A 12,884-nucleotide genomic window follows, 5' to 3' on the forward strand; every position below is an offset into this window, starting at 1 on the left:
ACTTATGAATAGTAGAGATATGATTGATAAATTTAAAGATTCTTTTAAAGAAGAGTCTATAGAGAACATCTCAGATATTGAACAAGCACTTCTTAATATTGAGTTTGAATCAGGGCAAGAAGTTATTAATTCTATTTTTAGGAATTTTCATACAATAAAGGGTAGTGCTGGAATGTTCGGGTTTAATTTTACTGCTTCTCTTGTTCATGAGATAGAGACTGTACTTGATCCTATTAAGGAAGGATCTGATGAATTTAGTCAAGTTACTGTTGATTCTACTTTAATGGCAGTTGATTTTATTCGCGAGTTGATTGAAGGCGATGAGGATATTGATGAGGTTGAATTTAAGACTCGAGAAAAGGAATTAATAGAGACAATTAAGAAGGGAATGGGGCTTTCTGTTGATTTTGAACTTAGTAATGGATTGGAATCTAATTCTAATGGAGAAGCTCGAATAGATTCATCTAGTAGTTTAGAGCTGGGTGAGGCTGTGTCTGATTCATCTTTAGAAGATGGATTTGAAGATGAAGCTTTAAATATTGCAACTAAGATTTATAAAATTCTTTTCTTGCCTGCAAGGGGAGTTTTGTTTCATGGACACAAGCCAATCAATTTACTAAAAAAGATATTGGATTTGGGTAATGGACAAATTAAGGCTAGAGTAAGGGATATTCCTGATTTAGAGTTAATATCTCCTGATAATGTTTATGTTAAATGGGAAATAAAATTAGAGACAGAAGAGAGTAAAAGTGCTATAGAAGATGTTTTTGTTTTTTTAAATGAGCAATCAAAGGTTATTGTTGAGGAAGTTGATGAATTTTATGAAATACCTGAAGATGAACTTGATTTATTGTTAGATAATACAGATGAAATTAAAGAAGAAAAGATGCTCAATGAAATATCTTCTGTAAAGCAAAAGGTGGTATCAAAACCAAGAGGAATTGAGCATAAAACAGCACCTAGGGGGGATGGAGGCAGTTTTAATTTTAATGATGCTACTGCTAAGAGTAAGGTAAATATTGCAAGTATTAAGGTTGATTCAAAAAAATTAGATCATTTAGTAAATCTTGTTGGTGAACTTGTGACAATTCAATCTAAGCTTGCAAAGGAATCTGAGAATAGAAATAGTAATGTTTTAAATTCAATTTCAGCTGAATTTTCTTTGCTTATTAATGAGCTTAGAGATTATACTACAGGGCTTAGAACAGTTCCTATTGAAATTTTATTTGTAAAATTTCAAAGAATAGTTAAAGATTTATCTGCTCAGCTTGGAAAATCAATTCTTTATCAAACTCAGGGCGGTGATACTGTTCTTGATAAAAGTATTATTGAAAAGTTGAATGAGCCTTTGGTGCATTTAATAAGAAACTCAATTGACCATGGAATTGAGTCAACTAATGAGAGAGTAGAGGCTGGTAAGGACCCTAAAGGTGTAATTAAGCTTTCTGCACATCAATCGGGAGATTCTGTTATTGTGGTTATTGAGGATGATGGTAGGGGCCTTGATAGGCGTAAAATAATTAAAAAAGCTATAGAAAAAAATATAATATCTGAAGCTGTTTCAAAAACTTTATCGGAAATTGATGTTTATAATTTAATTTTTGAACCTGGATTTTCAACTGCTAGTGTTGTGACAAGTATATCTGGACGTGGTGTTGGGATGGATGTTGTTAGGAAGCAGGTGGAGTCTTTAAGAGGCAATGTTATTCTTGAAAGTGAGCTTGGAAAATATACTAGGACGAAATTGGTCTTTCCTTTAACCTTGGCAATTATTGAGGGTTGGTTGGTGAGAGTAAAAGAAGAGCATTTTATTGTTCCTCTTTCTAGTGTTGAATCTTGTCTTGAAGCTGATAAATTGATGTCTAAGAAATGTGGCCTTGAGAGTAATAATAATGTTATGAATTATAGAGGCAGTATGATTAGCTATATACGTCTGAGAGAGTTTTTTGAGATATCTAATGAAAAAAGTTATAGTGAACATGTTGTTGTTGTTAATACTAATAGTGGCAAGATAGGAATTGTAGTTGATCAAGTGTTGGGTCAACATCAGACTGTTATAAAAGCTTTAGGTAAAGTTTATTCTAGGGTAGAAGGAGTTTCTGGAGCTACAATACTTGGAGACGGTAGTTTAGCGTTGGTAATAGATATTGATACGATAACTAAAATTATAAAATAGTATGCTTATTGTGTATTTTGGGTTTTGTGAATGTAGAGTATACTAAGAGATAATAATGAAAATATTGATAGTTGATAATCAGGGTCTAATAAGACAAGTTTTTGTTAGAGCTTTTAATAAAGATTTGGATGTTGAAGTATTAAATCCGGGTTCTAATTCTTTAAACCTTATTAATGTTTTTTTACAAAAATTTCCCGATTTAGTTATTATTGATGAGAATAGTGCTAGGTCTAATTTTGGAAGTGCTCTTAATAATGTGCTTAATAATATTTCACTTCCTGTTGTATTTATAGCAGAAGATGAAGTTTGCCCAAAATTTGGATTGCTTGAGACTAAGAAAGATAAAGTCAAGTTAATAATAAATAAACTTAATTTTAAGCTTACCGTCAACTTATTTAGAAGTAATTATTTAGATTTAGTAAAATCTGAGGTTAAAAAGCTTGGAAATAAAAAACTTATTACTTCTTTTGATGTTAAGAGGATTAAAGCTCCTGATTTTTCTATTAAGCCTGAGATTAAAAAATCTAATACAGATATTTCTAGTGTAACAAAGAGTTATAAAGTTTCGGATGTTATTAATGTTTCTCCCAAGAATGATCCAGATGTTATTTTAAAGTATCAAGGTGTTATTAATAGACAAAGAACGGGAAAAGTGATTTTTGTTGGATCTTCAACAGGAGGCACTGAAGCTTTGAGAGTGTTTTTAAAGTCTTTTAGAAAAGATTCTCCTCCTATTGTTGTTGTTCAACATATGCCAGGAGGATTTACAACATCTTTTGCAAGAAGCTTGAATAATGAATTTGAAGTTGAGGTAAAAGAGGCTGAGGATGGAGATATTTTAAAGCCGGGTCTTGTAATAATTGCAAATGGTAATTATCATTTAATTGTAAAATATGGTAATGGGAACTATTTTGTTAATTTATTGGATGGTCCTTTAGTTAGTAGACACAAGCCGTCTGTTAATGTATTGTTTCGTTCTGCTGCTATGTATGTTGGAGAGAATGCTATTGGGGTTATGCTTACGGGAATGGGAGATGATGGAGCTAGTTGTATGCTTGAGATGAAGAATAGTGGTGCATATAATATTGCTCAAGATCAAACAACATCTGTGGTATTTGGAATGCCTATGGAGGCAATAAAAATAGGTGCTGTAGACAAGATTCTTCCTTTAAATAAAATATCAGAATATATTTTGAGGAGATCTTAATGAGTGAAGATAAGCGTTTGGATGTTGACCTTTACATTAGTAAATTATTTTCTGAACTTGAAAGTTTTGATGCTAGGTCAAGGCAAGTTTATTCAAATTTAAGTAAATCAATTCCTAAATTAATAGAGAAGCTTTCAAAAGATATTAAAGATTTATCTTTTAATGTTGGTTTTATTTCCGATCTTGATATTGACAATGATTATTCTTTAAATAATTTTATTTATAAAGTAATAAGAGTGTTGAATGATTTTGTGTCTTATTTTAATTCTTCAACTGATTCACTTGAAACTCAGTTTAGCGTTATAAAAGATAAGGTTAAGGACATAGAAATACTTGAAGATGTTATTGAAAAGATGAAAAAAAGTTCTCTTGATATGGAGATAATGTCTATTAATACATTAACGGTTGCATTGAGAGCTGGGAGAGCAGGGGGGGCTTTTTCTTACATTACAAATGAAATTAAAATTTTGACTCAGTCTATGATCAAGCAAGCAGACCAGCTTACTAGTAGAGGGCGGGATATTAAGGTTGGACTTGATCGTGCTAAGGAGCAGGTACGTGAAAATAATATGGCTGAGAATAAGATTCTTGAAGAATTTAAAGATAATTTGATGAAGAATATAGATGAATTTTCAGGACAGATTGGAGAGGTTATTGCTTTTTATGACAGCATATTGGATATACTTAATGAGTTTAAATTCAAATTTGTAAATGCTGTCTCTTATCTTCAGTTTCAAGATAGACTTACTCAATCTTTGTATCATTTAAATATTATGTATTCGAATATTGATGTTTTTAAATTTAGAGATATTAGTGAACTTCAGAAATTGAAATTTTTGTCTATTTTTACAGATACATCCAAGATGATAGTTAGGGATGTTATTAGTAAGTTAGATGAAAATTTGGTTGTCTTTGAGGAATTTGTAGATGCATCTATTTCGTCTATTCAGACTATTAATGATTTGAAATCAGAGAACTCTTTGCATATTGACATAGCAAGAACAGTAGAATCTTTTTCAGTTATTTTGTTGAATTTACTTAAAAGAATAGATGATGTTGAAAAAAATAATTCCAATTTTTTAAGTCTTTATTATGAACAGATTAAGTTTGTTAAGTCTTTAGAGTTTATGTTTTCAAATATTGCAGCTATTTCTGCTAGATTTCAAAATATCAATATAGCTTCTAAAATAGAGGTTGTAAAGAGAATTGAACTTGAAGATATGGAAGGTAATATTTCTGAGATGTCAAAGATTATAGGCAATATTGATTTAAATATTAATAAAGGACGAGAATTTTTAGATCAAATAATATTTTTCTTTGAAAAAGTTGTAAAGGATTATGACAATAGATTTTATCTTGAAAAGAATTATTTTAATAAATTTAAAAAGTTATTTATGGAGATAAAGAGTAATATTATTGAGATAAAAAATATTGCTATTGATAATATTTTATCTTATGAAATATTTTCGGTTGATTTTTTAGAAATATTTGAAGAAATAAAAACAGAAGTTTACAATATTAAAAATTTGAAAAGTGGCCTTTTAGATATTGAAGAGCTCATAATTAATATGGAGAAAGATATTAATTATGAGCTTAACTTAGAGTTGGCTAAGAGTGGTGTTGACTCTGTTGAGATTGATGATAAGGAATTTGTTCGAAGAATTGCTAATAGATTTACTTTATTTATACACAAAAAGCATTTATTATCTCTTATTGAGGATGAAAAAGATGTTCAATCATTGGATGAAGGTAGTGTAATTTTATTTTAATTTTTATATACTTATGGAGAGGTTTTAGGAGTGTCACATGAAAAAAAGAATTTTAGTCATAGATGACAATAGGGCTATTAGACAAAGTGTTGCTTATATTTTAGAACAGAATGGTTTTGGAGTTTCTGAGGCAGAAGATGGTTTGGATGGTGTAACTAAGTTTAAGGAAGCTGTTGGGCAGAGTGACAAGGACTTTGATCTTATTATTACGGATATAAATATGCCTAATTTGGATGGAATAGGGGTAATTAAACAGATAAGAGAATTTGGAAGTTTTGTTCCAATACTTGTTCTTACAACTGAGTCTGAGCAATCAAAAGTTGATGAGGGTCGTAAGGCGGGGGCTACTGGTTGGCTTGTTAAACCTTTTAATCCGGATACTCTTATGCAAACGATATCAAAAATATTCTAGATTTTGTTTCTAAAATTACATTTAAGATTTTGGTTTTGCTTTACGTATAATTGGTTGTTTATATTTTATATTTTTGAAATATAAAATATAAGGATTTAATTTTATAGGAGTGCTCTTATGAATTTTAAGTTAAAGGAACAATTTTATTTTGACTTAGGAGAATTAATTAAGTTTAATAGTGTAACAGGTTCTCCTTTAGAAAATAAGCCTTTTGGTGAACAAATTGATTTATGTTTAGATAAGGTATTAGAAATGGCTCGAGGTATTGGTTTTGAGGTTCACAAAGCTAAGGATGGATATTATGGGTTTGCTGAGATAGGGAAGGGAGATGAACTTATAGGTATTTTAGGTCACATTGATATTGTTGATGTTGGAAATGTATCTCAGTGGCAGTCAGATCCTTTTACCTTGAATTTTAGAGATGGGAATGTATATGCTAGAGGTATTTTAGATGATAAGGGTCCTTTGGTGGCTGTTCTTTATGCTTTTAAATTGTTAGCTATGGAGGGATTTTCTTTTAAGAAAAGATTTAGGATGATTTTTGGGACAGATGAGGAAACTTTATGGCGTTGTATTGAGCAGTATAAGAAGAGGGAAGTACTGCCTGATTTTTCTTTTACTCCTGATGCGGATTTTCCAGTTGTTAATGCAGAGAAGGGGTTATTACAGTTTGATATTATTAGTAATGAAAAGTTTTTTATGGATTTTAATCTTGGCACTGGATATAATGTGATTCCTGAAGAATGCTCTTTTGAACTTGGGGATTCTAATAGAGATGACTTTAGAATTTTACTTGATAGTTTTGGAGATAAGATTAGGTATAAATTTTCTGAACATAATGTTGTGATTCATGGTGTTTCGGCGCATGCTTCATTGCCAGAGCTTGGCGTTAATGTTGCTCCTTATGCATTAAGCATCATTAAAACTTTAGGGGTAGAGGCTAATTTTATTAAATTCTTTGAAGATAAAATTGGGTTTACTATTAATGGTGAAAAATTGTTTGGTAAAGTCTTAGAAGATATAAAATCCGGAAAGCTTACTCTTTGTTTGACAAAAATTAGTTTATCTAAAACTTCTAATCAAGTTTTGTCTTTTGATATGAGATATCCTGTGGATTTTAGAAGAGAAGATTTAGTAAGCTTAATAAAGGATGCTTTAAAGCCATATTCTTTAAATTATAATGAAGTCTCTTATCTTGACCCTATTTATGTTGATTCTGATTCCAATTTTGTTAGGACTTTGATTGAAGTTTATAAGGACTTTACAGGAGAAAGTGATGCTAAGCCTATTGCTATTGGTGGTGCAACTTATGCTAGGGCTTTAAAGAATTGTGTTGCATTTGGTCCTTTGTTTAAGGGAGCAGAAAGCACAGCTCATCAAACTAATGAATATATGAAAGAAAGTGATCTTTTAAGGCTTGTTTCAATTTATAAAGAAGCTATTAAAAAGCTTAATGGTTAGAGATCTAGGTTTTCATGTTTTGAGAATTTAGATACTTACTTTTTGTATTTTAATTAGTTGATATTTCTAAATAGCATCTTATTTAGAGTATTACTTAAGAAATTATTTGTATTTAACATGTGTATTACTTATAAATACCGGTAGTCGGAGTCGAACCGACACGAAGTTGCCCTCATCAGATTTTGAGTCTGACGCGTCTACCAATTCCGCCATACCGGCAATAAATTTTATTTTACTATAATAGTACCTAAAAAATCATCATTTTTATTAAAAACTTTTTCTAAGTTTTTAATATCAAGACCATTTAGAACATAAGCCTTAAGATCAAGTTTTAAAGCTAATTTGGTTGCTATTGGGTCAAATGGTAAATTTGAGCCAGGTTCCCAATTTTTTCCAACAATATCTTGTAGTTTCTTCCAAGTAATATTGCTCAACCCTTTTGCATCATTAAATTTTTTTGGATCTTTGTCATAAATTTGATTTACGTTTGTTAAATTAATTATTTCATTTGATTTAAACTTCTCAGCAAACTTTACCGTAATGTAATCTGTTGAAAAACCTGGTTTCCATCCCGATGCAACTAGTATATTTCCTTTAAAATTAAAGTCTTGAGAGGGATCACTAACAACCTCATCAATGCAGAGTGGCTTCATTGATTTGCTAATAAGCTGGGCATTTAATTTGGTTGCCTCAATTCCAATTTCATCAAGGTCATCATTTTCAAATGCAGGGTTGATTTGTTTGTAAGAATCTTGATATTCTCTTGCTGTTTTGCCTCCACCTGTGATTAATATTATTTTTCTTCTATTATCTTCTTTAATCCATTTAAAAATGAGATTTCTGAAATTTTTAATGTATTCTATATTGATTTTATCAGGATTAATCACACCGCCACCAAGGCTAATTATTTTAAGCACAGAAACTCCTTGTTCTTTAATAAAGATTACACTTTTCAATTTTAACTTGTATTATATATTATAATTGGAGTTTATTTGAAAATAGGTTTAAAATAATGTAAATTCATTAACTAATACTGTACAATATTTGCTTGGATGTTATGATATGAGATGTTATTTAATAATGGTAAATTATTCTGTGCAGACTTTTGTAGGGTAGTATTTATTTGGGAGGATGTTATGCATAAATACAAAGTCTCTGTGATTATTTGCTTTTTTAATTCAGATAAGACTCTTGAATTGATAATCAAGGATGCCGTTAATCAAACATTAAGAGATAAAGAAATTATATTGGTGAATGATGGTTCTTACGATAATAGTTTACAAATAGCTCAAAAGTATGCAGATAAGTATGACTTTATAAAAATTGTTAATCAGAAAAATATGGGAATAGCTGCTTCTAGGAATAATGGGCTTGAGGAGGCTCAAGGGGAATATATAATTTATTGGGATAGTGATGATACGGTTGAGAGTACTATGCTTGAGGTATTGTATAATAGGGCGAAGGCGGATAATTCAGATGTTGTTTGTTCTCAGTTTTATATTTATTTTCTTGCAAGAAATGTTAAAAGAAAATCTTTACTTCCTTTTCCCAATTATCCAATAACTGGAAAAGAAGCTTTTGAAAATTTATTATCAACTGTTTTTGCTAGTTTTTCTAAGAAAAATTTTGTTGTAGGCATGCTTTGGGATAAGCTTATTAGGAGAGATTTAATTTTAAATCATAATATTAGTCTACATAATGTAATATTAGAAGATATAGGTTTTTTAGTTCATGTTTTTTTGAAAGCGGGTAGAGTTTCTTTTGTTAATAATTATTTTTATACTAATTTTCAGCGAATAGGAAGTGCCAGTTCTTCAATTAGTGTAATAAGTAGAACTAGTGAGACTCTTAAAGTAATAGAAAATTTACTGAGAGATGAGAGAATTTTTGAAAAATATTTTGAACTTTATAAGAAATTTTATTTACAGCTTTATTATTTTATTTCTTTTAAGCAGATTTATATTGTAGGTTGGAGCATTAAAGATCGCCTTGTTTATAAGGCTTATAAAGCAAAGCTTATTTCTGTTCTTAATGAAATTAAAGGTTGTGAAAAGTTTAGGGAGTATTATACAAGTCTTCAGGATTCTTCCGGATTTAACCAGATTCAAATCTTGCCAAGAGTTATGTTAAAGGTGTGGAATGTTAGTTCAGCATTCTATGTTAATTTTTCTATATTTATTTATAGAGTTTTTTTAAAGAATTAATGATTTTTGTAATTAGTATTGACTTGTTTGATAGTTATTATATATCAGGGAGAGTATAGGTGAGCATAGAGTGTTTAGATGTGTCCTTTTCTTATGGTGGGCATGAAATTTACTCAGATTTAAATTTAGTTTTTTCAAGGCCACAGACCTACTTAATTCTTGGCAAAAATGGAGTGGGGAAGACTACTCTGTTGAAGCTTATTAGTGGACTTTTAAGTTCATCAGATGGAAAAATTTTATTTAATTCTTTAAGTGTTTTCCCAAGAAATCCTTTAAATTTAGAGAAGTTATTTTTTGTTCCTGAAGAATTTAAGTTACCTAACCTTTCTTTAAATGATTATTATAAGTCTTTGTCTATATTTTATCCAAATTTTCAAGAAGAAAATTTTAAGGAATACTTATTTAAATTTGAGCTAGATATTAGTCTCAAATTTGCATCTTCTTCATATGGACAGAAAAAAAAGAGTATTATTGCTGTAGCTATCGCTACAAATACTCCTGTTTTAATATTTGATGAACCTACAAATGGTCTTGACATTGCTTCAAAGAATGTTTTTAGAAGTGTCATAAGTAGCTTAAAAAACAGGATGGTTTTTGTTACAGGACATAATGTTAGAGATTTAGTAGATATCGTAGATCATTTAACTATTATTGATAATAAAAATGTTCTTTTTTCAAATTCAATTTCTTATATTAATGAGAACTATAAAGTTAAAATCGTAGATAAGTTGACTGGAGAAGAACTTTATTATGAGGAAGTAAGAGATGGGTTTAGGGCGCTTTATTTGGAAAGTGGGTTTAGTGATAACGATGTTGACCTTGAGTTTTTCTTTTTGTATGTGACTAGTGGTAAAGTAAGGGATTTTGCAGATGTTTAGTTTGAAAAGGTTTTATAGGCTTTTAAATATGGATTTTATTTATAATAAGAGGTTATATCTTTATTGTTTTGTTTCAATCTTTGGTGTTATGAATTTAATGCATCTTTTTTTAAGGTTTTATTATGATTTTAGTTTAATTGATATTCCTGTTATTGATGGAATTATGTTTTTATTTTTTACTTCGTCTTATATTGTATCAATATATATGATGTTTGAACATTATAAGTCGATTCATGATTCACTCACAAGTGTGTTTTATTTATCTCTTCCTGTGTCGACATTAGAGAGATATTTTTTTGTTTTGTTTAAATTTTTATTTAGTCTACCTTTGTTTTTAATTCTTTGTTACTATCTAAGCCTAAATTTTACTGTGTTATTAGATAGTATTTTTTTAAAAGAAAATATGACGGATTATTTTTCTGTAGGGCTTCTTTTTAAATTTTTTAAAATGACTTATATCAATTATTTAATGGCCTTTCCTATCTTTTTAATATCTAGGCTTTTATTTAAAAGTTATCCTTTTTTAAAGGCTGTGATTATAAGTGTCTTGTTTTATATCTTGTTGGAAGCTTTTTTTAGTTTTGTTATATTTTTTACGGATAATAATTTATTTAAAGTTATATATAATTTTAGCGTTAAAGATAAAGGCCATTATTTGTTTTTGTTTCATGCTAGTTCTATGTGTTTTTCATTTTTGTTGTATTTTTTTGCATATTTCGTTCTTAGAAACTTGGGAAACTTAAACAGCAGAACTAATTTAGTAATTTTATTAGGATTAATTTCTTTCTTCTCTGTGCTATTCTTTTTATTAGTAGTATCTTTAGCTTTACTATATTAATGCTTTTTAATGTTATTTTTAATATTTAGTTCTTTTTATTTAAATAAATATTTAAGACAATTTTTGCTACACTTAAAGTGTGTAAACCATATTCCTTGATTCTATTAAAATAAAGAATGTAATTCTTGAAGATATATAATCTTTAGTCATTATATATATCATATAAAAATGTAGAGTATTGAAGTATTTTATGAAAATTTAGTATTGTATTTTGTTTTTAGGGGGTGTTAATGAAAAATAATCTAAAGATTTTAGTAGTAACAGGAGGCGTAATCTCTGGGATAGGGAAAGGAGTTACATCGGCAAGTATTGCAAGGTTATTTAAGGATAATTTAAAGATAACGCCAATTAAATGTGATGGGTATTTAAATACAGATCCTGGCACTATTAATCCTGTTGAGCATGGGGAAGTTTTTGTTCTTGATGATGGTGGAGAAGTTGACATGGATTTTGGTCATTATGAGAGATTTTTGAATTTAAATGCTAAGTCTAGTTGGAACATTACTATGGGGAGAATATATAAAAATATTATTGATAATGAGAGACATGGCAAATATTTGGGACGAACTGTACAGCTTATCCCTCATGTTACTGATGAGATAAAGGAGACAATTTTTAAAATTGCTAAAGAGGAGTGTAGTGAACTTTTAGTGATTGAAATAGGTGGTACTGTAGGAGATATGGAAAATATTTTGTTTATTGAGGCTATGAGACAAATAAGATATGAGCTTGGGAGTGATAATATTGCTTTTATTCATTTAACTTATGTACCAAGTCCTGTAGGAATCAATGAGCAAAAATCTAAACCTACTCAACAGAGTGTCAAGACTCTAAATAAAGCTGGAATTTTTCCAGATTTAATTATTGCAAGAAGTTCTCAGCTTTTGACAAAACAAATAAGACAAAAAATAGCGATGTTTTGTAATGTTGATGCTACCTCTATTATTGATAATATAGATGTTGCAACTATTTATGAAATTCCTATATCTTTTTATAAACAGGGATTACATGAAATTTTAGGTTTAAAGTTGAAAATCAATATTAAACCCAAAATAGAAGAGCTTGATAGATTGGTAGGTGTAATAAAGGGAAATCTTATATCTCCTAAGAGGATAATAAATATTGCTATTTGTGGTAAATATGCCGAACTTAGTGATTCTTATGCATCAATATTTGAGTCTTTAACTCATGTATCTGCTAATTTAGATATTTTGATTAAGACAACTATAATTGATAGTACCAATTTTGATGAAGAAGTTTTAAAAAGGGTAGATGGTCTTGTGATTCCTGGTGGATTTGGTGGTAGAGGGTATGAGGGTAAAATTCTTGCAATTAAATATGCAAGAGAACATAATATTCCTTTTCTTGGTATTTGTCTTGGCATGCAACTTGCAGTGATTGAATTTGCTCGGAATGTTTGTGGAATACTTGATGCTGATACTGAAGAAAATATTCAGGGTAATTTTACAGGTAGTTCTGTTATTCACTTATTGCCGGAACAGAAGGAATTAAAAAACAAGGGCGCTACAATGCGACTTGGAGGTTATCCTGTGGTTTTGGAAAAGGATACAATGGTTTTTAAGCTTTATGGAAAAGATAAAATTGTTGAAAGATTTAGACATAGATATGAAGTTAATAATGATTATCTTGATTTGTTTAAAAAAAATGGCCTTGTTGTCTCTGGATTTTCTGAGGATTTTAAAATAGTAAAAATAATAGAAATCCCAAAGAATAAATTTTTTGTGGCCTGTCAATTTCATCCTGAGCTTATTACAAGACTAGAGAACCCGTCAAAACTCTTTTTAGGATTAGTCAAAGCTTGTCTTTAATGATTGTGATTAAAATTTATTATAAAATTCTTGCATTTTAGGATAAAGGATTAATTTTATTTGTTTCTTTAATATATTGCAGAGATTATAATATAATCTATAGGATATGT

9 protein-coding genes, 1 tRNA gene and 2 pseudogenes are annotated in these 12,884 nt (G+C 29.4%); 10 read left to right on the forward strand and 2 right to left on the reverse strand.

Annotated elements, in window-relative coordinates:
- Nucleotides 1-4: 4 nt before the first annotated feature.
- The 6 genes and pseudogenes from DB313_RS06595 to DB313_RS02980 form a co-directional block, all read left to right on the forward strand.
- A pseudogene (locus DB313_RS06595) lies at nt 5-800 on the forward strand (Hpt domain-containing protein); the annotation flags it as partial.
- 179 nt (nt 801-979) lie between these two features.
- Nucleotides 980-2,176, forward strand: a pseudogene (locus DB313_RS06600) (chemotaxis protein CheA); the annotation flags it as partial.
- A 55-nt stretch (nt 2,177-2,231) separates the two neighbouring features.
- Nucleotides 2,232-3,383, forward strand: coding sequence for a chemotaxis protein CheB (locus DB313_RS02965; protein WP_120104350.1), 1,152 nt, complete (start codon nt 2,232-2,234; stop codon nt 3,381-3,383).
- Complete coding sequence (locus DB313_RS02970) at nt 3,383-5,152, forward strand: BB0569 family chemotaxis protein (protein ID WP_120104351.1); 1,770 nt, start codon at nt 3,383-3,385, stop codon at nt 5,150-5,152. The genes DB313_RS02965 and DB313_RS02970 overlap by 1 nt, the downstream gene beginning before the upstream one ends.
- Before the next feature lie 37 nt (nt 5,153-5,189).
- Nucleotides 5,190-5,564, forward strand: coding sequence for a response regulator (locus DB313_RS02975; protein ID WP_120104352.1), 375 nt, complete (start codon nt 5,190-5,192; stop codon nt 5,562-5,564).
- Between the two features lie 117 nt (nt 5,565-5,681).
- Entirely contained in the window at nt 5,682-7,025 is a 1,344-nt protein-coding gene (locus DB313_RS02980) for a Sapep family Mn(2+)-dependent dipeptidase (RefSeq protein WP_120104353.1), read from the forward strand.
- A gap of 135 nt (nt 7,026-7,160) precedes the next feature.
- Here DB313_RS02980 and DB313_RS02985 read toward each other — a convergent pair.
- Nucleotides 7,161-7,244 (reverse strand) — tRNA-Leu (locus DB313_RS02985).
- Between the two features lie 8 nt (nt 7,245-7,252).
- A complete protein-coding gene (gene pyrH / locus DB313_RS02990; RefSeq protein WP_120104354.1) occupies nt 7,253-7,942 on the reverse strand; it encodes a UMP kinase in 690 nt (229 codons plus the stop codon).
- 219 nt (nt 7,943-8,161) lie between these two features.
- Here pyrH and DB313_RS02995 point away from each other — a divergent pair, with 219 nt between their 5' ends.
- The 4 genes from DB313_RS02995 (at nt 8,162) to pyrG (ending at nt 12,774) form a co-directional block, all read left to right on the forward strand.
- The gene (locus DB313_RS02995; protein WP_120104355.1) at nt 8,162-9,229 is read left to right on the forward strand and encodes a glycosyltransferase family 2 protein; all 1,068 of its coding nucleotides are present in this window, start codon (nt 8,162-8,164) and stop codon (nt 9,227-9,229) included.
- 59 nt (nt 9,230-9,288) lie between these two features.
- Nucleotides 9,289-10,107 (forward strand): ATP-binding cassette domain-containing protein, encoded by an 819-nt coding sequence (locus DB313_RS03000; RefSeq protein ID WP_120104356.1) that lies wholly within the window; start codon nt 9,289-9,291, stop codon nt 10,105-10,107.
- A complete protein-coding gene (locus tag DB313_RS03005) occupies nt 10,100-10,945 on the forward strand; it encodes an ABC transporter permease (protein ID WP_120104357.1) in 846 nt (281 codons plus the stop codon). The genes DB313_RS03000 and DB313_RS03005 overlap by 8 nt, the downstream gene beginning before the upstream one ends.
- 230 nt (nt 10,946-11,175) lie before the next feature.
- The gene (gene pyrG, locus DB313_RS03010; RefSeq protein ID WP_120104358.1) at nt 11,176-12,774 is read left to right on the forward strand and encodes a glutamine hydrolyzing CTP synthase; all 1,599 of its coding nucleotides are present in this window, start codon (nt 11,176-11,178) and stop codon (nt 12,772-12,774) included.
- Nucleotides 12,775-12,884 lie beyond the last annotated feature (110 nt).

The sequence above is a fragment of the Borrelia turcica IST7 genome (assembly GCF_003606285.1).
In the GTDB taxonomy this organism is placed as follows: Bacteria; Spirochaetota; Spirochaetia; order Borreliales; family Borreliaceae; genus Borrelia; species Borrelia turcica.

Bases quoted from the DNA above. Each gene is read 5' to 3' on its own strand.
- DB313_RS03005 (WP_120104357.1), top strand. From the start codon at position 10,100: ATGTTTAGTTTGAAAAGGTTTTATAGGCTTTTAAATATGGATTTTATT.
- pyrG (WP_120104358.1), top strand. From the start codon at position 11,176: ATGAAAAATAATCTAAAGATTTTAGTAGTAACAGGAGGCGTAATCTCT.
- DB313_RS02975 (WP_120104352.1), top strand. From the start codon at position 5,190: ATGAAAAAAAGAATTTTAGTCATAGATGACAATAGGGCTATTAGACAA.
- DB313_RS02980 (WP_120104353.1), top strand. From the start codon at position 5,682: ATGAATTTTAAGTTAAAGGAACAATTTTATTTTGACTTAGGAGAATTA.
- DB313_RS02965 (WP_120104350.1), top strand. From the start codon at position 2,232: ATGAAAATATTGATAGTTGATAATCAGGGTCTAATAAGACAAGTTTTT.
- DB313_RS02970 (WP_120104351.1), top strand. From the start codon at position 3,383: ATGAGTGAAGATAAGCGTTTGGATGTTGACCTTTACATTAGTAAATTA.
- DB313_RS02995 (WP_120104355.1), top strand. From the start codon at position 8,162: ATGCATAAATACAAAGTCTCTGTGATTATTTGCTTTTTTAATTCAGAT.